We start from the raw sequence: 25,971 nt of genomic DNA, 5'->3' as shown, positions 1-25,971 counted from the left end.
TGCGTAACCTTTTTTATGTACTGATTTAGCCGTTATAGCGTATAAGGTGAACCGTATCATAAGTAACGGCTAAAGACCCCCTCGATAAAGGGGGTCTTTGTGCTTGGATGGCATTTAGGAATTGAATCAGAATGAGTTGATGCGCAGCAAAATTCTTCCGCGGCCATGTCTTGCTTCGCTTTTCTCTAGTGGTTTGTTAGTTTGGCTTAGCGGGAATATGGAATCGATCTCTGCTTTGATCGTACCGTCTGCGACTTGCTTATTCAGCATGAGAAGTTTAGTCCAGTCGAGAATCTGGCAGTTGATTTTCCCTCCTCTAACGCAGAAAGCGCTGTGCGGGAACAATGAGCACAAAACGCGCTGACGAGCGTAGATGGATCCAGTGCCGCAAAGCAGCAACTCATTTTAATTAAGCCATGCCAAGCACAGCTTTAAGATGGGCCACGATGTCCGGATAATCCTCTGCAACATTTCGATTTTCCCAGGGATCGTCCTTTAGAAAGTACAGTCGATCATGTTGGGCCTGTTCTACGATAAGCTTCCATTCTCCGTTGGAGACCATTCGCCATTTGCTAGGATGTTGGGGACCTTCGTCCAAACCGGAAATTTGTACTTCCCGCACGGTTTCGCTTTCGCCCAACAGATGAGGTTTGAGAGAGAGCGAATCCTCTGCTTCCACCATGGTTAGATCAGCAAAATCCAGGATGGTGCTGGCCAGATCTTGCAGTTCTACAAGCGCATCGCTGTATTTGCCCTTTTGGATGTTTGGACCGCTAATGACCAGAGGGATGTGCACGGATCCCCGTTCGGGTTTGCATTTGCCGAATTTATCAAAATCTCCCAGCAGATCTCCATGATCGGAGGAGTAAAGGATCACGGTATTCTCCAGCTCTCCTCGTCGCTTTACCTCTTCAAGAAGCAGGCCTACATTGCGATCGATGTTTTCCAGCATGGCTGCGTAATTTTGCCGGATGCTATTCCACGTTTTCTCCGGAAGGCTGCAACGATTCGGTTTCGCAAACTGGACGTTCTCCCATGCGGCTTTCATGCGATGGGTGATGTCCCAGGGCTCGTGCGGCCCCACGAAATTCACCATGAGGAACCATGGCTGATCTCGGGGAAATTGTTTGAGCATTTGAATCCCGTTGCGGGTCAGCCAATTGTCGCAATACGCCTCGTCCGGCAGATCGGTCGCGTTCGTTCGTTGGCCGCGCTCCGTCATATCTTGCAAATGAATTTCAGCCAATCCTTGGTCGTATAAGTACTTCATATAGGGATCCCGGGGAGACTGTTTGCCTGAATGGACCGCATCGATCTTCCCGGCGTTGTCGATCGCATCCGTAAATCCCAGCTTGCCGAGATCGTCAATCCAACCGTCCAGCCCCCACCATTGCGTTGCTTTGTGAAGATCGAACTTGCCCACTCCGCCGACGCGATAGCCGTTATCCTTCAAGACGGAATAAATTGTTTTTCGAGATAACGAGTAATCTTCATGGTTTCCGGCAACATCAGCTTTGTTATATCGTAATCCGGAAGCGAGACAGGCCCTGGCCGGAGCGCACAAAGGCGAGGGGGTGACTGCCCTTGTAAAGGTAACGCCTTGCTTCATCAAGGCTTCCAAATTCGGCATACGCAGCGGTAATTCATTCATGCCTAGATCCGATAATACGTGTGAAGCGTACGGCATCCAATCTCCGCGATGCGTATCCGGGAATAGAAACAAAAAGTTGGGACGGTTCATAGCCAGCTCACCTCTTTATGGAGTCCGTTAAGGCTTTATTGATGAAGGATTGGATCCCCCACGCTGATCTGCCAGCGTAGTAACTCTTCTTCCAATCGTCGGATATGATTGTGCTGTGCGGAGTCCTCAGCTAAATTTTGAATTTCCCATGGATCATTAAACAAATCAAACAACTGAATCAGATCCGTTCCCTTGCCTTCGGAACGATAGTAGCGAATGAACTTCCAACGCCCGTCGCTAATCATGCGCTGATAGTTTTTGTATACGGAAAATACGCTTTCTCTGATCGCCGTTTTCTCTCCGGAAATCAAAGGAATCAGACTTCTGCCTTCTACCGTATCGGGTAACGGCGTCTTGGTCAATTCACTTAATGTCGGGAAAATATCGATTTGGCATCCTAGGCCGCCGACTTCGACACCTTGCGGCAGACCAGGCCCACGCATGATCAGAGGAACGTGAATACTATGCTCGTACACATTTTGCTTGCCTAACAGTCCGTGCTGTCCCAAGGCAAGTCCGTGATCCGCCGTGTATACAACGATCGTCCGTTCCGTCTGATTACGCTCATCCAATGCTTGGAAAATACGGCCGATTTGCGTATCCAGATGGGTGATCATGCCGTAATAATCCGCTAGATGTTGACGGATCTCGCTTGGCGCCCTCGGAAAGGAAGCCAGTCGTTCGTCCCGCACATCCGATTCGCCGTTATCAAACGGGTGCTCCGTCCAGAAATTTTCGGGAAGCGGGATGTCGCCTGCCGGATAAAGGTCTGAATAAGCCTTCGGCGGGGTTCTGGGGTCATGAGGCGCGGTGAATGCCACATATAAGAAGAACGGATCGTCTTCTTGATACCCGCGAATAAAGTCGATTGCCGCTTCCGCAAAAAGCTCCGAAGAGAACGCATCGTCCGGACACGCCGCTTCCGCGGGGTAAAGGCCGGTCGGGTCGTAATCGTGTAAGGCCAGCCCCGTGTGATCGGCCATGCCTCCGAAAAAGATTTTCGCCCCGCCCGAAAAACTTCTGGCGAAGCTTTCTTTGCCGTTATGCCATTTGCCGATGCCGAACGTTCGGTACCCCTCTCTGCGGAACGTCTCCGGCAAAGTGGCGAGTGCCGGATTGAGCGCCCACAAGGCCGGATTTTCCGTCTCCCCGAGCGAAACCTCGTTGGCGGTAACCGTCGCTTTAAAGACGTTAGCCCCCGTCAAAAGACAGGCGCGACTTGGCACGCATAGTGCAGCCGTCTGCCCTCCCATCGTGTAAATCGATTCGTAAAGAACGCCCGTAGCTGCCAATTGATCTAGTGTGGGGGTCTTTACAACTGGATTCCCATATGCGCCGATGCCATCGAATCTATGATCATCCGCGATCAAAAACAGGATATTCGGTCTTTTTATGGCGGATTGCCGATCTCTCATCGTAACCTCCTTGATTTGTTGCTTATTTGATAGCTCCGCTCGTTAGGCCGCGCTGCATGTATTTTTGGCCGAAAATATACAAAACCACGATGGGAATCGTAATCAGCACGAGCGCCGCGAATACTTTGTGGTAATCGGCCGCGTATTCTTGGATAAAATATTTGGGAGCCATCGTTACCGTCAGCATCGTCTCTTCATGAATGAAGACGAGCGGGAAGATGTACTGATTCCACGAATTCAAAAAAGCTAAAATGCCAATCGTCGTAAGCACGGGTACCGCTAAAGGCAAAATCACATGCACGAACCTTCCCCACGTGGTGGCACCGTCGATCTCCGCCGCCTCCAAAAGCTCGTTCGGAATCTCATCGAACGAATTGCGGGCGATTAACAATGATAAGGGGATGATCATCGCGACTTCCGGAGCGATCAACGATAAATAGCTATTCATCCAATGAAACGCTTTAATCGTTTGAAATAAAGGGACAAGCATTGCGACCGGAGGAATCATAAGTCCGATCAGACAAATCGAGAATACGATAGAATCGCCCGGGAATTTCAGCTTGCTGAAGCCGTATGCCGCCAATGTGACTAAGGCGAGCAGAATCACGACTACCGAGGTGGATACGAGAAAGCTATTCATGAGAAAATGAGGGAATAAATTTAGACGTAATACAGCTTGATAATTCCCCCAACCGTCGCCCTCAAAAGAATACATAACCAGGTAAACCAATGGCACGACCCAAATGATAGCCAAGATGAGAAGAAGGAGGTTCATGATAATCTTTTCAGCTAGCTGCAGTCGTACAAACATGCCTTACCTCCTAGTCTTGTTATAAATATTCAATTGAAAAACGGTATATATAAATGCGATCAGCAGCAGGATAACGGAAACCGCCGCACTATATCCCGTTTTAAATTCCAGCATAGATTTCCTGTATAAATAGATGGATATGAGCTCCGTCGCTCCTCCCGGCCCGCCCTCCGTCATAATCCATACTAAGTCGAATACTTTGAGAGCGGATATAATTCCGAGAATCAAAAGTGTGATATGGGTACCGACAAGCAGCGGAAAAATGATGTGGCGAAATTGTCTTATCACCCCGGCCCCGTCGATCTTGGCCGCTTCAAATATTTCCGGGTCCATATTCAACATGCTTGTATAGTAAATCAACATATAAAATCCAGTATGGGCGAATATATAGGCGGCAGCAATCGATTTTAAAGAAGTAACCGGATCGGATAGCCAGGAATGCGTCCAACTATCCAAACCAAATATCTGAAGCAGATGGTTGAGTAGTCCGAAATTGGGTTCATAAATGCCTGCGAAAGTCGTTCCAATCGTAACGACGGCAATCACGTGAGGCAGAAAGAAAATCGATTTAAACAGGTTGTCCGCAATCCACACTCCATTCAGTAAGGTGGCGAGGAGTAAACCTACGGCCATGGAAGCGGGAACCGTCATGATCAAAAAATAAAACGTATTTTTAAGCGCGTTAAAAAAGTCGGGATCGCCGAAAATTTGAACATAGTTATCGAACCCGATATATGTTCGACTCCCGATGCCCGACCAATCGAAGAAACTGGTATACACATTGTAAAAGATGCCAAAGAACGTAAACACGGATACAAATATCAATAAGGGTAACGAGAAGCGCCTGCGGTTTTTGAGAGACGCGTTCCATTTTTTGTCGGCAATCGCCACTTGGATCCTCCTCGCATCGAAAGTAGGGGAGAAACCTCTGCCAAGGCCCCCATGACGCCGGAGGCCGATTTAACAGAGGTTCGCTTATTGAAAATATCAAGATTTCTTTAATGGAACGTAATATAATCCAGATGGCAGAAATAGTTGTTGGAATTGGCGTTCTTGGTGTGCTTGACCACTAATTTGATCGTATGGCTGCCGGGGGCCAAATCTTGTTTGTCATACGCCTTAACCTTGCTCTGCTGTGAGGCGGCATAAGAGTCGAACGTCGTTTGGAGGACACCGTCGATATAAATATCGAATTTGCCTCCACCAGGTCCTTTTTGGGTATACAGGGTAACTCCAGTACCGTTGAATGAGTATTCCGCGTAATCATTTTGCGTGTTGCTATACGAGATCGTTCCGCCGTAGCTTGTCGCTCTGGACACATGGTTCCAAGTTCCGCTGTAGGAAATGGAAGGGCTAGTATCGTCGATTACCGTATCCTCGGCTGGAGCTTGCGGCGGATTTACGGAATACTCGAACAAATCCAAATTGCTGTTGTAGCCGGTAGAATTAGGATTCTTGGTGCCTGTCACGACCATTTTGATCGTATGTGTCGCGTTGGTCAAGGAAGTTGTTTCGTACGCCACGACATCGAAAATCGGGGAAGGCGAATACGCATCGAATGTCGCCACTTTGTTTCCGTCGATGTAAATGTCGAAAATTCCGTTCGTTGAATTCTTTTTCGTGATCAGCCTTACTCCTGTGCCAGTAAACGTATATTCCGCATATGCGTTTGCCTCGCTGCTGTCTTTCGCCGTGCTCTTGTAATAACTGGAGTTGCTTTTGCTTTCCCATGTGCCGCCATATGTAATTAAAGGGCTTCTGTCGTCAGTCTGTTTCCAACGCGGGATCAATCCGATGTTATGCAAGAGGTCTAAACCCGCCTGTGATATTTTCCCATTTGGTCCGGGTGGTACGCTCACCGCAAAAGAAGCATAGCGCTTGTTGTAGTAATGCACCTTATTGGCAACGTAGGCAGCGTTATTCCACGGTGCAGCCGGAGCCTCATTATTCTGAAAGGACCAATAATCGGCATAAAGTTTCCAAGCTTCTTCCCATGGCCGGTCATTACCAACCGGCGGATCTCCATTCACGAGTTCGGTAACATGAACATCGGACGCGGAAGATTTCGAATCATCGTGGAAAAATACGAGCGTATTCGGTTGAATGGATTTCACGTGCGCCTCTAATTGGGCAGCCTGGTTGTTCGTAATTGCCTTGGCATGGTCGAACCATACAGCCACGACTTCGCCATAGTTGGTCAGCAGCTCGGTAAGTTGGTTTTTGGCAAACTCCGTATAGGTACTATTGCCGGATACGCCATTCGGAAAATGATACCTGTCATCTGCATTGTAATATATGGCGAACTTGAGTCCGTATAAGGCGCAGGCATCTGAAACGGCTTTGACGATGTCGAGGTTCGGCGCAGAACTGGTCGCAATATCATAGGTTGTATAAGCGCTATCCCAGGCAGCCCACCCGTAACGGTGTTTGGCAACGACAATGACGTACTCCATGCCGGCGTCTTTAGCCGCGGCCACCCATTGATTCGCGTCAAAATCGGTAGGCGCGAATAAGGTGGATGGATAATTTTGCGGATTTCCTTCGCCGCCGACCGTGCCCGTATACGTATTGAGCCCGTAATGCGGGAAAAATCCGAATCCCAGCTGCACATATTCATCCGGAGTTATGGCCAGAGCTCTCGGGGTGTAGGGGAAAATAGAAAGCAGCGTTATAACAAGAACAATTCCTATCGATTTCTTGAATGGCATCGTAAACATTTTAATCCCCTCCAATGATTGTTTTTCAAGCACGGAGTATGACAGGTCAACTTGGCCTATTTATCGCTTCACGGCTTCCGAAGCTTTCTGAACCTCTGCCATCGCTTGCTCCGGAGATACAGCCCCGGTAGCCACCTGTTGCAAGTTTTTGAATAGCGCCTGTTCGATGGAGGCGTTGTCCAGGAATCGGATTCCACCTACGTCGTTCGTAAGCGAGTTTAATATGACGTCCACGGACTGTTTCTCGATGTCCGTTGTTAACCTCGATGTATCCATGGACAGCCCCTCTTTCACGGGGAGGAACTGCAAGGATTTACTCAGAATCGTTTGATACTCTCCGGTTGCCATGAATTCTACGAATTTCCAGGCAGCGTCTTTATGTTTGGAATCTTTGCTGATCCCGAGCGGAACGTCGCCATTGATCAGAACGCTTGTTTTACCGCCATCAATCGTAGGTACAGGAATGAGACCGAAGGTGCGATCGCCGATATGCAGTCCATCCTTATTCGCTACGTCGGTCATGATCCAGGCGCCCACGAGGATCATCGGAAGCTGTCTTTTTTGCTCGTACATGTCCCTGAGGTCCGGATCATATTTGGTCGTCAGGTTCCCGTCTTGAAAGAGATGATCCGTATAAAATTGTTTGAAGGCTTGGGTAGCCTGGATAAATTCCGGGTCCGTAAATTTCACTTTTCCAGCGTCCGCTTCGTACAATTTCCCCGGGGCGATTTGGTTGACTAGCGTATAAAACAGATCCGTAACCGTAGCGCTTTTCCCGCCAGCAAAGCCCAATCGGGGAATAATCCCGGGCAATTTGGCGTCCTCGAATTTTTTCACCGCTTGCTTGAGTTCTTCATAGGTTTTGGGCGGCTTTGCACCTACCTTATTGAATAAGTCGACGTCATATGAGAGAAATGGTGTAACCGCAACCCCGGTCGGGATGGTCTTATACTCATTCTTTTTGGCGGATTCCAGCGGCGTGGGTTTGAAATTCTTCTCCCAATCTTTCCCCAGCGATTGCTCAGCCAAAGGAGCCAAGGGTTCGAGAATGGGGGAATAATTTTTGATCATAGGACCGTTCTGAAAGGCCATTACGTCCGGAACTTCTCCGCCTTGAATGGCCACTTGGATTTTCTTCTCATAGTCGGCGGAAGGAGTGCGAACATAATTCACTTTAATGTTCGGGTATTTGTCGTTAAAGGCTTTGATCAATTCCTGCCATACGCTATCTTCAGGAGACCAGGACCAAAAGGAGATTTCTTCAACTGCCGAGGGAGTGGCAGGTGTTTGCGTCACACTAGACGAAGTCTCGGTGCTGTTCGTTTTATTCGATGAGCAGGCGGTAAGAAGCAAAAGGCCGACAAGTAAAATAAGGCTTATACTCTTTTTTTTCATAAACAGATCTCCTCTTCATGATAATGATGAAGCCGTTTCGTGCATTTCGTGACCAAGCTTTTCATTTATGTAGCTGTGCCGGGAGAATCTCATCTTTTATCGAAAGTTTTCTTAGGGTCCCATTGCCCGTTAGACACCACCTATTTAGTATAATCATAATACCAAGTAAATTTATCGAATTAAATTAATATCACTATAAGTGCTTTTCTGCAATTAGTCAATAACGAACTTGAGAATGGTTGTAAGTCAGCGTTTTAATCGGATTTATAGCGTTTTTAATGGTTGATAAGGTACTTGTTTATCCTTTGATTTGATCTTGAATAATTTGCGTTCATTCGGTTTACTTCGGATTTATTGTTAAATATAATATAATGTATATACTAAATAATTATAGTAAACTGAAACGGGGTGAGGTGATATCCGTGCAGGCTAAAGGTCAAATTGGCAATCTTGATCTTGTCAAAAAAATTAATATGGAACATATCATCAACACGATACTCAAATACCGCCCTATTTCCCGGGCTAAAATCGCTTCAATTACGGGCCTCAATAAAATGACCGTCTCAAGCTGCGTAGATTTACTCTTGCAGAAAGGGATCGTCGTCGAATTAGGTACGACGGGAACATCAAGAGGGCGGCCTCCTACATTGGTTGATATCAATGAATTAGCCGGAATTTGTGTGGGCGTAGATATAGAGATTAACCAGTTCACCTTGCTGATTACCGATTTATTGGGCAAAAAGCTGGAGAGTATGATTTTCCCGATGAATAACAAAAATCCGGCTTATTTCGTGAACACGATCTCGGGTATCTTAGCGGATTTAAAGAAAACGCACTCCCATCGCCAGTTAGGCATTGTAGGAGTCGGGATTGTCATTCAAGGCTATTACAATATAAGAACGGATGCCGTAGATTACAGCGCCAACTTGCAGGAATGGATTGATTTTCCGTTACTGAGTGAGCTTACGAAACAGATTCCTGATATTCCGATTTATATTAACCCTGCGCCATATGCCGGAGCTTTGGGAGAAGTTCATTTCGGACGTTCCAAATCGGTGGACCATTTGGTTTACGTGACCAGCTCGTGGGGCTTGTCCGTTGGCGTATACAACAATGGAGAGCTGTTTACTGGAACGACTGGCACCGCGGGAAGACTAGGACATTCCACCATCCATATGAACGGTAAAAAGTGCTCCTGCGGCAGCAGAGGATGTTGGGAAATGTATGCTTCTATTAAAGCGCTATACGACTTGCTGGAATCAACCCCCCAGCAGTTGTCTTTCACTGAAATTGTTGATTCCCTCCATGCCGGGGATTCCAAAGTAACGAGCGCCGTCCACGAGCTTGGCCATTATCAAGGCATCGGTCTAGCCAATGTCATCAATGCTTATAATCCAAGGGTGATCTGTATCGGTGGACTTCTTGCTCTGCTTGGTCCTAAGCTTATCAACTCGATATGGAATACGCTGAATGAAATGATTCCAGAGCGTTTTTTGAGAAATGTGGAAATTTACTGCTCGGATTTGGGGGAGCTCGGAGTTGCCCACGGTGGAGTTTCGATGGTGATTGGCCAGCTTTCGAATACGATTATCCATTATTCCTTACTGGAGTAATATCGTTGTCCTTTAGAAAGAATTCTGGGCTATTTAATGAATGTAAGGGTTGTGGCAGGTCGCCGGCGGGCGCCCTGTCACAACCCTCTTTGTTTTGCAGCAGCATTGCCCCAATTGCACAATTCCAGTTTTAGCGCTCCGTTCAGGAGCTTTTGAGATTCGTCAACAGGCAAGGTACTACACAAAGTTAGTACTCCCCGAAGGCCGGATTCCTCTTTATAATCAATTCATGGAAAGGTTACGTATAAAAGGAGGGCCGTCATGACGCCGGGGGCTGCCATTGCTTATTTGCTGCTCAGCTACGGCATGGGCGGCGTGTTAACGGGATATTGGATCGCACGTCTGAAGGACGGAGGCGATTTGCGGTCGCTCGGCAGCGGGAATCCGGGCGCGCGAAATGCCGGTCGCATTTACGGGAAGGGGGCCTTTATCGCCACCTTCGCCGGAGATGCGCTCAAGGGAGCGTGGGTGGTCGGCTGCGCGAAGTGGATCGAACCGTCAAGCGTGTTCATCCTTGCGGCGCTGCTGGCCGTGGTGCTTGGGCATATGTACCCGGTGTGGTTGTCCTTTCGCGGAGGGAAGGGGATGTCGGTCTTTTGCGGAGGGGCCGTGCTGCTTGATTGGAGAATTTGGCTCGTGATGCTTGCAGTGGCGGCCGTGCTGGTCGTTGTCCTGCGTTCCTGGACGCCAGCCGGTCTTATTGGAGTAAGCGCGTTTCCTTTATTATGGCTGCTCTTCCACTGGGAGACGGGACCGATGCTGCTCGGAGCGGCGGTTGCGGCAGTCATCGTGAACGCCCATCGGGACAATGTGAGACAACTATGGATGAAACGGAGCTGATCCGGATGCCGATCCTTTATAAAATCGCGGAAACGGAACGAGAGCGGGAGCTTGTCGCTCATCTCAACTATAGAACGTTCGTAGAAGAAATTCCGCAGCATGAAGCCAACGAGGCGCGACGATTAATCGACAGATACGATGCAGAGAATACGTATCTTCTCGCAATGGACGGAGAACGGTTGGCCGGGATGCTGGCGGTGCGGGACCGGAGACCCTTCTCGATGGATGCGAAAATCGAGCGGTTCGAACGGTTTTTGCCCGTTCAGCTGAATCGGATGGTCGAGATCCGGCTGTTGGCCGTCGACCCGGCATATCGACGCAGCCGGGTGTTGTTCGGCCTGATCCGCTTCTTAGACCGCTACTTGGAGCGGGGGGACTACGATATGGGCATCATCTCGGGAACGACCCGCGAGCTGCACTTGTACCGGCATCTCGGCTTCCTGCCGTTCGCCGAGCTGGTAGGGCGGGAGGGCGCTTGGTACCAGCCTATGTATTTGACCAGGGCGTCCTATGAGGCGTCGCGGGCTTACAGGTATATGAAGCGGGACGTCCAGTTTCTGGCCGGTCCCGTCGAGGTGGCGCCGGAGGTAGAGCGGGCGATGCAGGGCAGGCCGTTGTCTCACCGCTCGCAGGCGTTCATGCGTATGCACGGGGAGGTGCGCCGCAAGCTGTGCGCCATGTCGAACGCCGCATCCGTGCACCTGATGCTCGGCAGCGGGACGCTGGCGAACGATGCGGTCGCCGGGCAGCTGAAGCGGTACGGCGGCCGCGGGCTGGTGCTCGTCAACGGCGAATTCGGCCGGCGTCTCACCGTGCATGCGCGCCGGTGGGCGCTGCCGTTCGATACGCTGGAGAGCGAGTATGGACAGCCGCTTCATTATGAAGGCGTGCGCGCTGCGGCGGCTGGCGGGAAGTACGCGTGGCTGTGGGCGGTGCACGGCGAAACATCGACCGGCGTGTTGAATGACTTAGCGCAGCTGAAGCAGGTTTGCCGGGAGTACGGAATGCGTCTGGCGGTGGACGGCGTCAGCAGCCTGGGCGCGGTGCCGACCGACTTGTCGGGTGTAAGCTGGGCTAGCGGAGTGAGCGGGAAAGCGCTGGGCGCTTATACGGGACTATGTTTTGTTTTCCAGGGGGATGAACCGCGGGTCTCCGGCGATGCCCAGGATCTGCTGCCTGTGTATATGGATGTGGACGCGTACGAGCAGAGCGCAGGCATCCCGTTCTCACAGTCATCGAACCTGCTGGCCGCGCTGGACGCAGCGCTCCGCGCCTTCGAAACGGACGCGCCTTATGCGCATACGGCAAGTCGGTACCACTTGATCCGTTCCGCCGTCGAGGAGATGGGGTTACGTGTGCTCGCCCCGAGGGAGCATCAGGCTCCCTACATTCTGACGATAGCGCTGCCCAAGGAGTTGTCGTCCAGGGAGCTCGGGCAGCGGATGCTCGATCAAGGCTTCGCGCTGCAGTTCGAAAGCGGCTATCTGTTGGAGCGTAATTGGCTGCAGATCGCTTCGCTCGGCCATTTGAAGGAGAAGGACATCGTACGGATGCTGGACGTGCTGCGCCTATTCGTTGAGACGATGGGAAAGCGCCGGCAGCTGCCGCTTACGAAGGAAGCCGGGCCGCAGGCCGTAGCGGCGAACCGATAACGCAGGTACAAGCTCTCCGCAGCTCAGCTCGAGCGGCCGGGGGGCTTTTCCTGTTAGGGAACCGCGGTTGCAGCATGTTCTACTGTAACTTTTATACAACAGAAAGCGTTAATTGATTAAAGTAGAAGTTATGCCTTTCGTCGATCGAAAGTAGGTGCCGATTTGAAGAGGAGGAACAGCTTCTTATTGTGGCTGCTCGCCGTTCTGGCAACCGCCTGCGTATGGGTGGGCAATTATGGGTACTATTTGGCGCATAAGCTGCCGGATATCGTTTTTTTGAACCATTATTATGCGTTCACGCCTTCTCCAGGGCGGCCTATGGACTTATACTACGTCACGCATCGCGATTCGCGCAGGCAATTGGTGACCGTGCAAATCTCGGAACAAGTCCATTGGTATGTTCGCGGCACATCGACCTACGGGGATTACGGACCTTACCGGCTGCATAAGGCCAGTCTCGAGCTCATCCCGCAGGAAGGCCAACTGCCGACCGAAGCGCTTGGAACGTTCCGTGAATTTCGCGTCTGGTATAGCGACGGACCGAGTGAAACGGTGCCGATCGGGGAAATTACATTTACGCCTGCCGAGGATCTTCAAGGTCTCCCGCTCGAAACGGTGCAGGCGTCCTCCAGCAGCACGGGCGAGCATCACCATACGCTCGCAGCGAAGCAGGACGTGCGGCTGCAGTCCGTGGCCTTCAGCTTACATTCGAGAATCGCCGACGCATTTGACATGTCGGTGCATCGGACGATGCACGAAGAGGTAACGGTTCCGTTTGAGCTGAAGACCGGGGAGACGGTTACCATTGACGGATGGTTCCGCTTCGAGCCGAATGATCCCCGGCGGATGGAGGCGTATATGCCTGAGATGAGGTTGCGGCTGGAACCCGCGGAAGGCTCGGCATCATCCGGCATCCGTTACTGGACGCAGACGTTCTACAAGGCGCCTGAACCCGATAAGCAGGGGATCCGCCGTCTGATCGAAGACCGGAAGGGGGCTGAGCGTCTTGGCGAATAGCTTTCGCAAGCTGTCATGGGGATTGCTGCTTGTGCTGCTGGATATCCGCATCGCCTACTTCGATGTATGGCCCGATGTGATCGGGTATGGAATGATGTACTTCGCCTTGCAGCGGTTGGGCGCGGTGCGCCCCGCTTATGGCAAAGCCGCCGGTTGGGCCGCTGCGATGGCTGTCGTTTCGTTGGCCGAGATTTGGCCGGGCCCGTCCGGATTTCACGCCGATGCCCCGCCCTCCCCGGGCTGGATCGCGTTCGGCGGTATGCTGCTGCTGCTGAAGCTGCTGTTCATGCATCAAACCTTCGCGGCCATGGAAAGACATGCCTTCGATGGCGCCCTTCCTGCAGAAGCGCACGTCTTGCGTTTCCGCAGGCGGCTGTATACGGGCGGACAGTGGCTGATGCTGCTCGCGCTTCCTTTCGCTCTGAACGCCCCCGATGAATCCCGGATGTTCGCCTTTGTCGCGGTGATCCCGATGTTCTTGCTGGAGCTGATGGCGGTGTTTACGTTCCGCAGGGCGGCCCATTGGCAGGGCCGGCTGTCCTCTTAATTACAGGTTCCCTCTTGCAGAGGGAGCCTTTCTTTTTCCCAAAAACCGGTAAAATCAAAAAATCTTAATCGTCTTTGACCTATATTTTACCAAGACGCCTCCAGAATATTCGGGAAACTTCGCTATAATGAAGGGGATGGAAGGCGAGAATCGAGAGTCGGGGTGAGTCGATTGTCCCAGAAAGACCGGGATACGAGCTATAGTCGTTTGTTTGCCGAAGAGCTGCGGCTCGCGGAAGAAGCGAAAGAGGTAGTAAGGGATCGTGCGCTTTCCGGCAAAGAGCTGTACAAGCTGCATCAAGAGTTGGCGGGACAATACGAGAAGCTTCTCAAGACGACCATTAAGCTTTCGCGCATCAGCGATATCCAAGGAAAAAAGCTGAAGGAGCAAGAGCAGGAGATCCAGACGGCGAACGAAAGCCTCAAGCATCTGGAGAAGCTGCGGCAGCGGCTCATTGCAGACATTTCCCATGAGCTGGGAACGCCGATGGTGGCTGTGCAGGGGTATGTGAAGGCGCTGCTCGACGGCGTTATTCAACCGGAAGAGAAATACATGCGGCTTATTTACGACCGGGTGTTGACAGTGAACCATCTCATCAAGGACTTGTTCCTGCTGTCGACGTTCCAGGCGAATCAAAATCACTTTGAGCATCAGCGTATCGAGATCGGCGCTTTCGTACGTGCGGTGGAACGGAAGTTTATGCCGGATTGCGAGCGGGCCGGGATTGCGATTGACATGGAGATGCCCGGGGAGGGTGCAGACCCGGTTATCGTATGGGGCGATCCGGTGCGGCTGGATCAAGTGTTCGAAAATTTGCTGCGGAACGCGATGAAATTTACCCAAGCGGGCGGAAGCATCCGGCTGTGCAGCGAGTTTCAACCGAAATACGAGGGAGCGCTGCTCGGACATTGGTTCGTGAAGGTATCGGATTCCGGTATCGGTATCGCCGAAGAAGAGGTGCCGCATGTATTCGAGCGATTCTACCGGAGCAAGCGGGCTAGCGCTAACGGCATTGAGGGGACCGGCTTAGGACTGGCCATTACTAAGGAAATTATCCAGAAGCACGGCGGCGAAATCGGCGTGACGAGCCGGGCGGGAGAGGGCAGCACCTTCTTCTTCCTGATCCCCGCCGAATCCGTAACGTCCGTCGACGGGCAAACGCGTTCTATGATTAAAGGAGGCTTGTCATGAACAATCAATTGTATGAAGTGCAGCGTTTTTTGCAGAGCAACCGCATCCTGATCAGCTTCTCCGGGAAGCTGACGCAAGGACTGATTGAAGAGTACGGGGCGGCTGTCAAAAAATATCTGGAGCATGCGGAGCGGCCGACGAGCGAAATTCACGACGTCTTTTCTATTTTTATCGAGCAGACGCAGAACATTAAGAATTACTGCAGCCATCAGGAAAAGAGTCCGCATGGCGAGAGAATCGCCTCCTCCAGTGTCGTGACGATCGGCAAGACGGAGCACAATCATGTGATTCATTCGGGCAACCTGCTTGCCAATGACGATGTCCTCTGCTTGCGCAAGACGTTGGATCAAATCGTTTCGCTCGACAAGACGGAGCTGAAACAGCTGTACAAAGCGAAGCTTCGCGAGACGGTCAGCCCGGACGCGCTCGGTGCCGGCATCGGGTTGATCGAGATGTCGCGGAAAGTGAAGCACCCGCTCGAGTATTCCATAATTCCGATAGACGAGCACGTGTCGTTCTTTACCTTAAAGGCGGTGGTTTGAGTTGGATACTTTGATGGGCCTGCAAATCGAATCGACGAAAAGTACGCCGGCGGTTCAGTTCGATACGGAGACGAACCATTTAGTCATAAGCGGACAATCGTATCCGGAGAATGCATTCAAGTTCTACGAGCCGCTCATGCAATGGATAGACCGGTATTTAGAGCGGGTGAGCGCGGAGGAGTCCGTACTGCTGGAGCTCAGATTGCCTTATATCAATACCAGCAGCACCAAGTGCTTCATGATGCTGCTGGAGAAATTCGACGAAGCTTACAGGGGCGGGAAGAACATCCGTCTGGCTTGGTACTGCAGTCCGGATAATGACAGCGAACAGGAGTGCGCCGAAGAATTCAAGGAAGATTTGAACCTGCCGTTCGAGATCATTCTAAGAGAAGAGGCGTGAGCCTGGTGAAATATTACGACAAAGGAACGCTGCGTATTATCGGATTTGCAAGTCTGGTCATCATCTTCTCCATGCTGCTGATCGGCGCCATCGTGTATATGTTTACCGAATCGGGCGTCGTGAAGAAGCTGAAGGAGAAGGATTTGCCGAGCATCGCGCAGGCGATGGCAGCCAAGGTGGACGGTCGAATCGATCGGGCGAAGGAAACGTCGTTCGTGCTGGCCGCCGACCCCGATGTGCGGCGGTGGCTGCAGGATGGAGAGGCTGCAGGCGAGTACCAGGAGCGCTCGCTGCAGCGGTTAACGACGCTCGTGCGGCAGTTCGGCTACAGCAATTCGTTCATCGTAAGCGCAGGCACGAGCAAGTATTGGGGCGAGAACGGCAAGCTGCTCGGGTCGGTCAGCCCGAACGAGCAGGCGGATCGGTGGTTCTTCGATTTCCTCGCGTCCAAGCAGGACATTCAGGTCAACCTGGACTACAACAAAGAGCGTGGGCAAACGTTCGTATTTACGAATGCGCTTGTGAAGGACGGCGACCGGCCGCTCGCCGTCGTCGGCGTCGGGCTTAGCCTGGAGGACCTGGCCAAGGAGTTCCAGCAGTTCAAGTACGGCGAAACAAGCCGCTTGTGGCTGATCGACCCGAAGGGCGAGATCGTATTGGCGGCGGAGACGTCGGATTACGGCAAGCAGATCGGATCGTTCCTGGACGGGAACATCGTCTCGCAGCTGCTGGAGCAGGCCAGTCCGGTATCGCAGACGCTGGAATTCCAGAACCCGGACGGCGAGCTGACCGATCTGATCAGCTACCCGCTGACCTCTACCAACATGCAACTGCTGTTCCAAATCGAACGGCAGGAGACGGTGTCGTTCCTCAGCCGCATTAAGCTGAACACGGTTGCCGTTTCACTGATCTCGTTCGTGTTGATCCTGTTCTTGTTCTATTATGTTTCCCACCGGTTGGCCAATCCGTATGAGCGGGCGCTGCAGATGAATCAGCAGCTTGAGCGGAAGGTGAAGGAGCGGACGCAGGAGCTGGCGGAACGGAATGAGAAAATGATGGATAGCATCGATTACGCGAAGCGCATTCAGGAATCGCTGCTGCTGCGCCCGCAGGAATGGACGACGGCTACGAAGGAGCACGTATTGATCTACAAGCCGAGAGACGGTGTCGGCGGGGACTTTCACTGGGTGAAGCCGCTACCCGGCGGGACGCTTATCGCGATTGGCGACTGTACGGGGCATGGCGTACCCGGGGCGCTCATGACCATGCTCGCCATTTCACTGCTGGACCGCGTCGCGGAGGAAGGATATGCGGAGGAGCCGGCCCGCGTTCTGGGCGAATTGAATCGTCTGATCAAGAAGACGTTGAACCAAACCGAACCGAATGGCTTAACCGACGACGGGCTCGATATCGGAATTTGTTATTTGAGCGAGGACCGGACGCTGCTGCGCTTTGCCGGGGCCAAATGCTCCTTGTATTTGAGGGATGACCGTCAAGGGACGCGCGTGCTGGAAGGCGGACGCAAGAGCATCGGCTACCGCAGGACGCCGATGGAGTACCCGTTCGTGTCGCATGAGCTGCGCCTGCAGCCGGGTACGTCGTGTTATATGGCAACCGACGGCTTCTTTGATCAAAGCGGCGGGGAGAAAGGGTATGCCTTCGGCAAACGCCGGTTTACCGAGCTGCTCGACCGTTACGGGCATTCACCGCTGCGTGAACAGGCAGACCTGTTCTGGCACGAATTCCAAACCTATATGGGCGACGAGGCTCAGCGCGACGATATTACGCTGTTGGCGTTCCAAGCCTCGTAGAACGAATAAACATCCCCCGGCTAACCTTTAAACAAGTACCCCGCGCCGCGAATGTTCAGCACATAATTCGGATTGGCCGGATCGGGCTCGATTTTTTTGCGGATGCTGCTGATGTGGACGAAGACGGTGCGCGTATCCCCGATGCTGTCGCTCCCCCACACCTCTTTATACAGCTGGTCGGGGGGGAAGACGCGGTTCGGATGAGCGGCTAAATGAACGAGCAGCTGCATTTCCTTCACGGTCAAAGCCGCTTCCTTCCCTCCCGTCCTGATTCGGAGAAGAGCCGGTTCGATTTCTAATTCGCCGACGACGATGATGTCCGGTGTCTGCACAGAGCCAGAGGGCTTGGGCTCCGGCCGATTACGGGCGATAGGAACTCTCCGCAAACTGGCATGAATGCGGGCCACGACGACAGCCGGATCGAACGGCTTCTCGATGTAGTCGTCGCCTCCGAGCTCGAGGCCGCGAATGATATCGCTTGAAGACGTGTTGCAGCTAATAAACACAACCGGCACTTTCGATACGCTGCGGATGCGGCGGCACAGCTCGTAACCGTCCATATCGGGCAGCACGATGTCCAGCAGAACCAAGTCGGGCGAATCCCGCTCGAAGCGCTCCAGCCCTTCGCCCCCGCTGCCTGCCTCCATGACCTGGAAGCCTTGCGGCTCTAAGTAGAGCCTGAGTATATCGCGAATGTCTTCCGTATCTTCGACGATCAAAATTTTCTCGTTCACCATGAGATGGAATCTCCTCATCGTCCGAAAGGACGGACTTTACCGGTTATTTGGGATCGAATTTATAGCCTACTCCGCGAATATTGTGAATGTAGGTCGGCCTTGTAGGGAGAGGCTCCAGCTTCTTGCGCAGATTGCTGAGATGGACAATGACCGTACGCGTATTCCCGTGACTTTCCATTCCCCAAACCGAGGCATACAGCTCTTCCAGCGTATAGACGGTCCCGGGGTTGCGTGCGAGATGGACGAGCAGCTGAAACTCTTTGGTCACAAGCGCGATCGGCTTGCCGTCCAGCAGCACTTGAAAGCGGACCGGGTCGATCTCGAGACCGGCGTATGCAATGACGTCATCCTTGGCGGGGGCACTCGCCTCCCACTTGCGATCTCTGCGAAAGATGGCGGTGCGCCGCAAGTTCGCGTGCACCCGGGCGACGAGCACCGCGGGGTCGAACGGCTTCACGATATAATCGTCGGCGCCAAGCTCTAATCCTTGAATAATGTCGCTCGAGCCGCTTCGACTGCTGATCAGCACGATGGGGGCGTTGGAATAGCTGCGGAGCTCCGCGCACGTCTCCAGGCCGGCGGTTGCCGGGGGGCCGATGTCCAGCAGAATCAAATCCGGTTCGACCGCGTCGAACTGCGTAATCGCTTCTTGCATATCGGTCGCTTCGTACACGTCGAAACCGTCATCCGTAAGGGCGTTGTTAAGTAAATTGCGAATCTCGGGCTCATCCTCCACAATGAGGATCTTCCGGTTAGCCACGTGCGGATTACTCCCTTCGCTCGACTTCTGTTGTCTACGGTAAGGCCCCGGCTGCTTCTTGCGAGCGTTGCTTCTCCGGAGCTTTACGAATTTTGTTGAAATATATCGGAAAAAGGAACGAGTTAAAGCTGAATTGATCTACTTTAGTCGGATTTTAATCGGAATTAGGTCTAGAAGCCTATATAATATGAGTATATCACAAAATTGGAAAATTTGGGTCGAAAACATAGAGCGGCGTACAGCAGACTCGGACAAAAGGGGCGATTCCAATGGCTAAGGTGCTTGTCGTGGATGATGCGGCATTTATGCGTGCGATCATCGGTGGAATGTTGAAAGAACTGGGGCATGAGGTCGTCGGCGAAGCGGAGAACGGCGTTGTGGCGCTCCAGAAATATTGGATGCTGAAGCCCGATTTGGTTACCATGGACATCACCATGCCCGAAATGGACGGTATCGAGGCGCTGCGAAACATCATGAAGTACGACCGCAACGCCAAAGTGCTGATGTGCTCCGCAATGGGCCAGCAGAAGCTGGTCATCGAAGCGATCAGCCTGGGCGCGAAAGATTTTATCGTGAAGCCGATTCAGAAAGAACGCGTGATTAGCACGCTGCATCGCTTGCTCGGTTAAACCAGAAGAGCCGTTCTTCACGTCTAACGACGGGGAGAACGGCTTTTTTTTCGCTGTTTGGATCACGGCTCCGCGGCTGCGGCTCCTTCCCGGAATAAAAAGACAGAAAGCCCTGGCGGCTTGTCCCGTAATCGACCGGCACGCAGGTGCGGGATCGTCGGTTCAAGCCGAGGGCTTTCCAGACAAGTGAATCGTTTACGTCTTAGCGATGGTTACTTGGCGTCGGTCATAACCTGCCCATATTGATCATCCGAAAGGATGCGACGGGCCGTTACATAACGCTTCGCATAATAAGAATCGGTCATCTTCGTGATCACAACGCCTTCGTTCGTGGCGGAGTGATAAAATTTGCCGTCTCCTACGTATACGCCGACATGAGAGATGCCTTTGCCGTCCGTGTTGAAAAAGACAAGATCGCCGGGACGGAGGTCGTTCTTCTCCACCGTGGTGCCGAGCTGGGCTTGGCCCTTGGAGGAGTGCGGCAGGTCGACGCCGAGTTTGTCGAACACCCAAGAAGTGAAGCCGGAGCAGTCGAAGCCGTTGGTTGTTGTGCCCGCCCACTTGTAAGGAGAGCCTAAACCTTCGTTAACCGCTGCGCTTAATGGGGTTTCAGCAAATACGCTGCCTACCGAAATCGTGCAAAACAGTGCTGCGGAAAAAACAAAACTGACAAGCTTCTTCAAAGAAGTTTCCCCTTCCAGAGCCTACGAGGTTAGCTGAAGGGTTCGGTTGAAGGTTCCCTATGATCACTCTGAAGCGAGATCAATTCACCCAAAAACTGGTTCCCCCGTTTTCTGCGCGCAGAAATTCGGCAATATTTTCTGTTTTATTTTCCAAGTACAGTTATTCGAGCAAAAGTGACGATATCCTTCTTTTGTCACAAACTTGTAATAAATACAGGGATTAAAACGAAACCGGGCGGGTATACTAGATAGATTGACATTGTAAGCGGATACATACAAATGCGGAAGCCGGGCCTTCCGTAATTTTTACACGTGCTTCGTGAACGATTGTCGGAACGCCTCGAAAGCTCGCGATTGCGCATACGAGGGCGGCCGATAGTATCGGTACGGTACCCAGGACCATGGCACAAAGCTGTATAAGACCCGGATTCATTGAGAGGATTTGACAACGCTTTATAGCTTCACTACAATTTGTAGTGTGGGGTGCATGGCAAATGAAAATTCATAGCTTCAAGTTTTATGAGAAGGGCTTGAAACGGTTCTTCGGACCGCTGGAGTCGAAAGTGCTGGACATCCTGTGGACGCATCCGAATCAGTCCATTAAAGAAGTCCAGAAGAAGCTGGAGCAGCAGGATGAGCATTTGAACTTCAATACGGTCATGACCGTGATGAACCGCTTGGTCGACAAAGGCGTGCTCATGAAGAAACAGGCGGGGCGGGCGTCGGTGTACGAGCCGGTGCATTCAAAAGAACATTTTCTGGATATTCAATCGAGGGAAATTGCGCACGAACTGCTCGAAGATTTCGGTCCGCTGGTTGTCAATCATATGCTCGACGCGCTGGAAGAGGCCGATGCGGAGATGATCGAGAAGCTGGAACAAAAAATTAAAGACCTGAAAAAGGAAAGATAGGCCATGTGGGAAAATCGGTCTAGAATGTTATTTGCTTCTGCGTTCGTCCTTGCGCTGATCGTGTGGGTCCAGATGGGGCTATATGCGGCTCATGTTCTGTTCGGCTGGTCGCTTCGGTTCAACGTCTTTGAAATTTGCAGCAGTCTGCTGAAGGCGCTCGGCTTCGATTCGGTGACGCCGCTGCTTAGCGTGCTGGTCGCTTATACGTTCGGCTTAAGCCTCTGGATCTGGGCGAAGCAAGTCTGCTTGTCGAGGCGCGCCTACCGGAAGCTGCTCGCTTCCCGGCATGAGCGGTCGACGCAGGAGCTGAACGCCCGGTTCAGCGCGGACAAGCCTGATCTGCTGGTCGTCATGTGCGCGGAGCCGATCGCGCTGACGCTCGGATTGTTCCGGCCGAAGATCATCTTATCGACCGGATTGCTGAAGCTGCTCGATCGCGATGAGCTGGAAGCGGTCGTGTACCACGAGCAGTATCACCGGAATCATCGAGATCCGCTGAAGACGTTCTTGCTGCACCTCGCTTGTTCGGTCATGCGTTATATCCCGATTCTGCGCTGGTGTTACCATCATTATAAGATTGCGCGGGAGATATTGGCCGATCGCGAGGCGATGGCGGTCATGGGATCGCCGGCGAGCTTGGGGAGCGCCTTGTTGAAGCTGATGAAGAAGCGGGAACGGACCGCTTCGATGGACTTCGCGTACGTCTCTTTCGCAGATACCTCGATTAACTACCGGATCCGGCAAATTCTCGATCCGCAAGGCGAGCCTTCGCTGGGACTGCCGGTAAAGCTGGCGATCGTGTCGCTGCCGGTTGTGGTTTTCCTGTCGGGTTTGTTTTTCTTGTCGCTGCTTTAAGTTGAAGCCGTGGCGTTTGAGCGAGTCATATCGCGGATCGGTCCCGTTAAGGGATTTTTCTTTATACAATTACACTACGAATTGTAGTGTTAACAATTGAAGGAGGCGTATTGATGACAACGAAAACACTCGCATTATCCGCAGGAGTTGCAGTTGTGTTACTAGCCGGGGCCTATGGCGCGTACGATTATTTTGCCGGCAATCATATCGAGGTGAAGGAGGTCATTCCGGCCTCCGCGCCAGTCGGCGGAGCCGCTGCGACGGGACAAGCCATCAAGGCGGAGCAGATCGACGGGAAGTGGTCGGTGCTGCCGGCATCGGAGGTGTATTTCTCCGTTACTACGTCGAAGGAGACGGTGAATTTTGTCGTGACGCCGACTCAGGGAAGCTGGGAGCTGAACGCGGCCGATGCGTCGAGGACGACGGCCGAAGGCAAAATCGAGACGAGTGCGCTGCAGTCGGGAAATCCGCAGCGCGACAACCATATTAAGAGCAAAGATTATTTCGACACAGCGCAGTTCCCGGAAGCGGTGTTCACCGCCAAGTCGTTCGACCAGCTGCCGCAGGCATGGAAGGAAGGCGAGAAAGTCGGTTTTCAAATGAGCGGTACGCTGCAAGTGAAGGACAGGAAGAAGGACGTGACGTTCCGGAGCGAGGCCTTGTATGAGCAAGGGCGGCTGAGGCTGGAAGGCAGTACGGTCGTGACGTTCGCCGATTTCGGCATGAAAAATCCGCACACCGTGGCGCTCGACACGCAGAATGACATCCAAGTGCAGCTTCGGCTTGTGCTCGAGAAGGCGCAGGGGTAATGGATAGGGAAGCGCGGGGCGAAGGCGCGGTTTGCGGATGGGCGCTGGGGTCGTTGGCGGCTGCGGTCCGCACGCACGGCTGGGCCGCACTGCCGATATCGGGAGATATCGCGCAGCGAGGCCAAGGCCGCTGCTGCGTCCTTGGCCTCTTCGCCGTGCGTCGCGCACGCCGCTACGCTTTCTCCGTCCAAAGCGCGAATTGCGTGCCGATCGCCCATACTTTAAAGAACATTTGCGCCAGGCGGAACACCTGGACGGCGAGCAGGGCCAGGAAGCCGGCCCAGAAGAAGGACGCCGCCATCACGGCCGCCGTCGCCAGAAGCCCCAGACCGAGCACGGTAAGCGCGGCCAGTACGATTGCCGGCAGGTGGCGGACGATAAAGAGGCAGGTGAACAGCATCGAACGTCCGCTTGCTTTGCCGATCTGCAGGTACATGAAGACGAGCTGGATGAGCAGCAGGTAGACTGCGAACGCCGAAAGTGCAGGCAGCAGCGCGCGCACAAGCCCCGAGTAGGACACTTGAGAGCCGAACAGCTCGGTGGCCAGCGGTACGAGCCATACGAGCGGAGCCAGCGTCAGCAGCAGTTGAGCGGCGTAGAATCCGAAATAGGGCAGCGTCAGCCTGCGGATGCCTTCCACGAACCGGTAGCCGGCGTTCATGTCACGGTTCTGAAGCGAGTAGTAGACACCGGCATTCAGCAACGGATGCAGCAGCATCCGAAGCGCAAGCAGCGCTAGTCCCCACCAGAGGAAGGGCTCGATCAGGTTTGTCTTCATCAGCTGGAATTGGCTTTCAATCCAGAACAGCTGCACGGCTTCCTTCGACAGCTCCGTCGGGTAGCGGTGAAGCAAGGGCAACACAACCGACTGGACCAGCTTGTAGAGGGCGATACCCCAAGCCAGATGGTATACAAATAAGGCGAAGACGGCGAACGGCTGCCCCCAGGCGATCGACCAGCCCGATTTAACGCGATTCCACATGTGTACGAACCCTCCTCACCACGCGACCCAGCCGAACAAGGTCTCCAGTATTTTAACGATGCCCATATTCCAGCGGACGGACAGCTTCGTATCCACGTTCGTCTTCATAAAGCCGTTAATCCGCTTGTTTTCCAGCACGATCGTATGCTGCGGATCGATCGCCGCCCAGTCGAGCGGCGCGGCATGCGTCAGCTTGTAGATGATTTCGCTCTCAGAGCCGTTCCATGTCTTATCGATTTGCGTGCCGTCGGCAAAGTGGAATCGAACCGGGACGCTCGGCACGGTGCCGCCGAGCTTGCGCAGTTTGACGCTGTTCTCGTACACCGTTTGGCCGTTCTCCGTCATCTTCTTCGTCTGGATCCCCGCCACTTCATAATTGGCCATCATGCCGCCGTACACATATTGATCGAAAAATTCTTTCCAGCTCGATTTCGTCACATCTTCCACGGTGCGTTGAAAATCTTCGGTGGACGGATGCTTGAACTTCCAGCGCTGGAAGTACGTCCGCATAATTTTATTCATCGTCTCCTGGCCCGCTTGCCCTTCTATCGCTTTCAGCACGAGCTTGGCCCGGGTATAGACATTCTCGGCGTAGTTGCCGTGCCCCGCATAGTTCCAGGCGTTCAGCTTGAGTGAAGCAGGGGCGGTGATGTAGCTCGATTCGACGAGACGGTTCGAACGCACGCCGTACTCTTTCTCCATCAGCCTATCTTCGGCGTAGGACGTGAACCCTTCGTCCAGCCAGGCTTCCTCGAATTCGTTGCTGGCTACCATGCCGTAAAAAAACTGATGCCCGATCTCATGAACGATGACGCGTTCGAGCTCAAGGCTCGGGTTGTCTTCGCTTGCTCCCCAAGCGGTGACGAGCGTCGGATACTCCATACCGCCGGCGCCGTTGCCGTTCTCCGGAGGCACGACAATGGACAGTGTCGAGTAAGGATAGCTGCCGTACCATTCCGAATAGCGGGCGAGCGCTTTCTTCGCGGCCGTCATATAACGCGCTTTCAGATGCTCGTGCTTCGGATCGAGATACAGCTTGATCCGGACGCCAGGCAAATCCTTGGTGGCATAAGGCTCCTCGAAGTAGACGAAGTTCGGTGAGGCGGCCCAGGCGAAATCGTGAACGTCGTCGGCGTAGAAGGTATAGAGCCGCGTCTTGCCGTCGTTCACAACAGGTTTGGTCGGGAATCCGCTCGCCGCCACGGTATAGCCCACCGGCACGCGCAGCTTCACATTGTAGATGCCGAAGTCGGCATAAAACTCGGAGTTCCCGTGATACTGGTGCAAATTCCAGCCTTCTTCCGCTTGCCCGCGCGTTCCTTTGGGCTCATAGACGGCGATTTTCGGGTACCACTGCCCCGCCATCATGAAGTCGCCGGCGTACCCCATACGCGCAAACACTTGCGGCAGCTGCACCGTGAACGAGGTGAGCAGCGTCACCTGCTCGCCCGGGGCGACAGCCTTCGGCAGCGGCACCTTCACGAGCGTCCGGTCATGAACGTTGCCGTCGTCCGGCTGCACGTACTCGATCCGGTCGGTCAGCTCCGTTTCATTCCCGTTCAGCATTTGAATGGAAATGAGCTTCATGCTCCCGTAGTTGTCTTCCGTGCTTGCATCCTCGCGCAGCTTGCCGCCGGACTCCTGCATGAACGTCGTTTTTTTCGATTCGAACGCATTCGGATACAAGTGGAAGTACAGATCCTGGACCGGGACACTGCCGGGGTTTTTCCAAGTGAGGGAGGAGGTGCCGTGAATCAGTTTGCCCTCGGCGTCGAACTCAGCGTTCAGGTGGTATTCGACGATGCGGTTGGACAAGGGTCTGGGCGAAGGCTTCTCAACCGGCCTCGCCGGCAAGCTCGGCGGCGCGGGCGGAGGCGCCGCAGGCTCGGTAACCCGCCCGCTGACCGGCAGCG

24 protein-coding genes and 1 riboswitch are annotated in these 25,971 nt (G+C 53.2%); of the genes, 13 read left to right on the top strand and 11 right to left on the bottom strand.

Translation table 11 applies throughout. The features are described from left to right. Positions 1–409: 409 nt before the first annotated feature. The 6 genes from FKP33_RS24195 to FKP33_RS24170 all read right to left on the bottom strand — a co-directional run bounded on the left by FKP33_RS24195 (position 410) and on the right by FKP33_RS24170 (position 8,079). On the bottom strand, positions 410–1,741 hold the full coding sequence (locus FKP33_RS24195; protein ID WP_141336581.1) for a sulfatase family protein: 1,332 nt from the start codon (positions 1,739–1,741) through the stop codon (positions 410–412). A 35-nt stretch (positions 1,742–1,776) separates the two neighbouring features. Next, positions 1,777–3,156, bottom strand: a complete 1,380-nt coding sequence (locus FKP33_RS24190) for a sulfatase family protein (protein ID WP_141336580.1) — start codon at positions 3,154–3,156, stop codon at positions 1,777–1,779. A 22-nt stretch (positions 3,157–3,178) separates the two neighbouring features. Then, positions 3,179–3,967, bottom strand: coding sequence for a carbohydrate ABC transporter permease (locus FKP33_RS24185; protein WP_141336579.1), 789 nt, complete (start codon positions 3,965–3,967; stop codon positions 3,179–3,181). 3 nt (positions 3,968–3,970) lie between these two features. After that, the gene (locus FKP33_RS24180) at positions 3,971–4,858 is read right to left on the bottom strand and encodes a carbohydrate ABC transporter permease (RefSeq protein ID WP_141336578.1); all 888 of its coding nucleotides are present in this window, start codon (positions 4,856–4,858) and stop codon (positions 3,971–3,973) included. A gap of 107 nt (positions 4,859–4,965) precedes the next feature. Next, positions 4,966–6,684: an alpha-L-fucosidase gene (locus FKP33_RS24175; RefSeq protein ID WP_141336577.1), complete on the bottom strand. Its 1,719-nt coding sequence runs from the start codon at positions 6,682–6,684 to the stop codon at positions 4,966–4,968. Positions 6,685–6,744: 60 nt separating this feature from the next. Next, positions 6,745–8,079: an ABC transporter substrate-binding protein gene (locus tag FKP33_RS24170; protein WP_141336576.1), complete on the bottom strand. Its 1,335-nt coding sequence runs from the start codon at positions 8,077–8,079 to the stop codon at positions 6,745–6,747. A gap of 422 nt (positions 8,080–8,501) precedes the next feature. On the opposite strand from FKP33_RS24170, the gene FKP33_RS24165 reads away from it, so the two are divergent. The 9 genes from FKP33_RS24165 to FKP33_RS24125 all read left to right on the top strand — a co-directional run bounded on the left by FKP33_RS24165 (position 8,502) and on the right by FKP33_RS24125 (position 17,692). Beyond that, entirely contained in the window at positions 8,502–9,692 is a 1,191-nt protein-coding gene (locus FKP33_RS24165) for an ROK family protein (RefSeq protein WP_181410263.1), read from the top strand. Between the two features lie 261 nt (positions 9,693–9,953). Further along, positions 9,954–10,532: a glycerol-3-phosphate acyltransferase gene (locus tag FKP33_RS24160; RefSeq protein WP_127610224.1), complete on the top strand. Its 579-nt coding sequence runs from the start codon at positions 9,954–9,956 to the stop codon at positions 10,530–10,532. Beyond that, entirely contained in the window at positions 10,514–12,184 is a 1,671-nt protein-coding gene (locus tag FKP33_RS24155) for an aminotransferase class V-fold PLP-dependent enzyme (protein WP_181410262.1), read from the top strand. The genes FKP33_RS24160 and FKP33_RS24155 overlap by 19 nt, the downstream gene beginning before the upstream one ends. A gap of 186 nt (positions 12,185–12,370) precedes the next feature. Beyond that, entirely contained in the window at positions 12,371–13,201 is an 831-nt protein-coding gene (locus FKP33_RS24150; RefSeq protein WP_141336573.1) for a hypothetical protein, read from the top strand. Continuing rightward, positions 13,191–13,748, top strand: a complete 558-nt coding sequence (locus FKP33_RS24145; protein WP_141336572.1) for a hypothetical protein — start codon at positions 13,191–13,193, stop codon at positions 13,746–13,748. The genes FKP33_RS24150 and FKP33_RS24145 overlap by 11 nt, the downstream gene beginning before the upstream one ends. A 171-nt stretch (positions 13,749–13,919) precedes the next feature. Then, positions 13,920–14,939 carry a sensor histidine kinase gene (locus FKP33_RS24140; protein ID WP_141336571.1) on the top strand — a complete coding sequence of 340 codons (1,020 nt, stop codon included), beginning with the start codon at positions 13,920–13,922 and terminating at the stop codon, positions 14,937–14,939. Beyond that, positions 14,936–15,481 (top strand): SiaB family protein kinase, encoded by a 546-nt coding sequence (locus FKP33_RS24135; protein ID WP_054798321.1) that lies wholly within the window; start codon positions 14,936–14,938, stop codon positions 15,479–15,481. Before FKP33_RS24140 ends, FKP33_RS24135 begins: the two co-directional genes overlap by 4 nt. A gap of 1 nt (position 15,482) precedes the next feature. Continuing rightward, complete coding sequence (locus FKP33_RS24130) at positions 15,483–15,881, top strand: DUF1987 domain-containing protein (protein ID WP_218029656.1); 399 nt, start codon at positions 15,483–15,485, stop codon at positions 15,879–15,881. 5 nt (positions 15,882–15,886) lie between these two features. Then, positions 15,887–17,692 carry a SpoIIE family protein phosphatase gene (locus FKP33_RS24125; protein WP_155615733.1) on the top strand — a complete coding sequence of 602 codons (1,806 nt, stop codon included), beginning with the start codon at positions 15,887–15,889 and terminating at the stop codon, positions 17,690–17,692. 20 nt (positions 17,693–17,712) lie between these two features. Here FKP33_RS24125 and FKP33_RS24120 read toward each other — a convergent pair whose 3' ends face one another. Continuing rightward, positions 17,713–18,429: a response regulator transcription factor gene (locus tag FKP33_RS24120; protein WP_127609550.1), complete on the bottom strand. Its 717-nt coding sequence runs from the start codon at positions 18,427–18,429 to the stop codon at positions 17,713–17,715. Between the two features lie 43 nt (positions 18,430–18,472). Further along, entirely contained in the window at positions 18,473–19,189 is a 717-nt protein-coding gene (locus FKP33_RS24115; RefSeq protein ID WP_141336570.1) for a response regulator transcription factor, read from the bottom strand. A gap of 269 nt (positions 19,190–19,458) precedes the next feature. Here FKP33_RS24115 and FKP33_RS24110 point away from each other — a divergent pair, with 269 nt between their 5' ends. Continuing rightward, entirely contained in the window at positions 19,459–19,818 is a 360-nt protein-coding gene (locus FKP33_RS24110) for a response regulator (protein WP_054798318.1), read from the top strand. 212 nt (positions 19,819–20,030) lie between these two features. Here the strand turns inward: FKP33_RS24110 and FKP33_RS24105 are convergent, their stop codons facing one another. After that, positions 20,031–20,501, bottom strand: a complete 471-nt coding sequence (locus FKP33_RS24105; RefSeq protein ID WP_127609546.1) for a C40 family peptidase — start codon at positions 20,499–20,501, stop codon at positions 20,031–20,033. A 3-nt stretch (positions 20,502–20,504) separates the two neighbouring features. Further along, positions 20,505–20,642: riboswitch (cyclic di-AMP (ydaO/yuaA leader) on the bottom strand. A 353-nt stretch (positions 20,643–20,995) separates the two neighbouring features. Here FKP33_RS24105 and FKP33_RS24100 point away from each other — a divergent pair. The 3 genes from FKP33_RS24100 to FKP33_RS24090 all read left to right on the top strand — a co-directional run bounded on the left by FKP33_RS24100 (position 20,996) and on the right by FKP33_RS24090 (position 23,076). Then, positions 20,996–21,412 (top strand): BlaI/MecI/CopY family transcriptional regulator, encoded by a 417-nt coding sequence (locus FKP33_RS24100; protein ID WP_141336569.1) that lies wholly within the window; start codon positions 20,996–20,998, stop codon positions 21,410–21,412. Between the two features lie 24 nt (positions 21,413–21,436). Further along, positions 21,437–22,267 (top strand): M56 family metallopeptidase, encoded by an 831-nt coding sequence (locus FKP33_RS24095; RefSeq protein WP_258313544.1) that lies wholly within the window; start codon positions 21,437–21,439, stop codon positions 22,265–22,267. 113 nt (positions 22,268–22,380) lie between these two features. Then, complete coding sequence (locus FKP33_RS24090; protein WP_141336567.1) at positions 22,381–23,076, top strand: YceI family protein; 696 nt, start codon at positions 22,381–22,383, stop codon at positions 23,074–23,076. 172 nt (positions 23,077–23,248) lie between these two features. On the opposite strand, the gene FKP33_RS24085 is transcribed toward FKP33_RS24090, so the two are convergent. Then, positions 23,249–24,058 carry a hypothetical protein gene (locus FKP33_RS24085; RefSeq protein WP_141336566.1) on the bottom strand — a complete coding sequence of 270 codons (810 nt, stop codon included), beginning with the start codon at positions 24,056–24,058 and terminating at the stop codon, positions 23,249–23,251. A gap of 15 nt (positions 24,059–24,073) precedes the next feature. Then, positions 24,074–25,971: M1 family metallopeptidase (locus tag FKP33_RS24080; RefSeq protein ID WP_141336565.1), on the bottom strand; the 1,898-nt coding region annotated here is incomplete at its 5' end.

It is taken from the genome of Paenibacillus sp. tmac-D7 (assembly GCF_006519665.1).
Taxonomy (GTDB): Bacteria; Bacillota; Bacilli; order Paenibacillales; family NBRC-103111; genus Paenibacillus_G; species Paenibacillus_G validus.
This window is presented reverse-complemented; position numbering and strand designations above follow the sequence as displayed.

Excerpts from the sequence above, each read along its gene's own strand:
- FKP33_RS24195 (WP_141336581.1), bottom strand. The coding sequence starts at position 1,741 with ATGAACCGTCCCAACTTTTTGTTTCTATTCCCGGATACGCATCGCGGA.
- FKP33_RS24190 (WP_141336580.1), bottom strand. The coding sequence starts at position 3,156 with ATGAGAGATCGGCAATCCGCCATAAAAAGACCGAATATCCTGTTTTTG.
- FKP33_RS24155 (WP_181410262.1), top strand. The coding sequence starts at position 10,514 with ATGGATGAAACGGAGCTGATCCGGATGCCGATCCTTTATAAAATCGCG.
- FKP33_RS24185 (WP_141336579.1), bottom strand. The coding sequence starts at position 3,967 with ATGTTTGTACGACTGCAGCTAGCTGAAAAGATTATCATGAACCTCCTT.
- FKP33_RS24120 (WP_127609550.1), bottom strand. The coding sequence starts at position 18,429 with ATGGTGAACGAGAAAATTTTGATCGTCGAAGATACGGAAGACATTCGC.
- FKP33_RS24170 (WP_141336576.1), bottom strand. The coding sequence starts at position 8,079 with ATGAAAAAAAAGAGTATAAGCCTTATTTTACTTGTCGGCCTTTTGCTT.
- FKP33_RS24090 (WP_141336567.1), top strand. The coding sequence starts at position 22,381 with ATGACAACGAAAACACTCGCATTATCCGCAGGAGTTGCAGTTGTGTTA.
- FKP33_RS24175 (WP_141336577.1), bottom strand. The coding sequence starts at position 6,684 with ATGTTTACGATGCCATTCAAGAAATCGATAGGAATTGTTCTTGTTATA.
- FKP33_RS24110 (WP_054798318.1), top strand. The coding sequence starts at position 19,459 with ATGGCTAAGGTGCTTGTCGTGGATGATGCGGCATTTATGCGTGCGATC.
- FKP33_RS24160 (WP_127610224.1), top strand. The coding sequence starts at position 9,954 with ATGACGCCGGGGGCTGCCATTGCTTATTTGCTGCTCAGCTACGGCATG.
- FKP33_RS24085 (WP_141336566.1), bottom strand. The coding sequence starts at position 24,058 with ATGTGGAATCGCGTTAAATCGGGCTGGTCGATCGCCTGGGGGCAGCCG.
- FKP33_RS24100 (WP_141336569.1), top strand. The coding sequence starts at position 20,996 with ATGAAAATTCATAGCTTCAAGTTTTATGAGAAGGGCTTGAAACGGTTC.
- FKP33_RS24135 (WP_054798321.1), top strand. The coding sequence starts at position 14,936 with ATGAACAATCAATTGTATGAAGTGCAGCGTTTTTTGCAGAGCAACCGC.
- FKP33_RS24095 (WP_258313544.1), top strand. The coding sequence starts at position 21,437 with ATGTTATTTGCTTCTGCGTTCGTCCTTGCGCTGATCGTGTGGGTCCAG.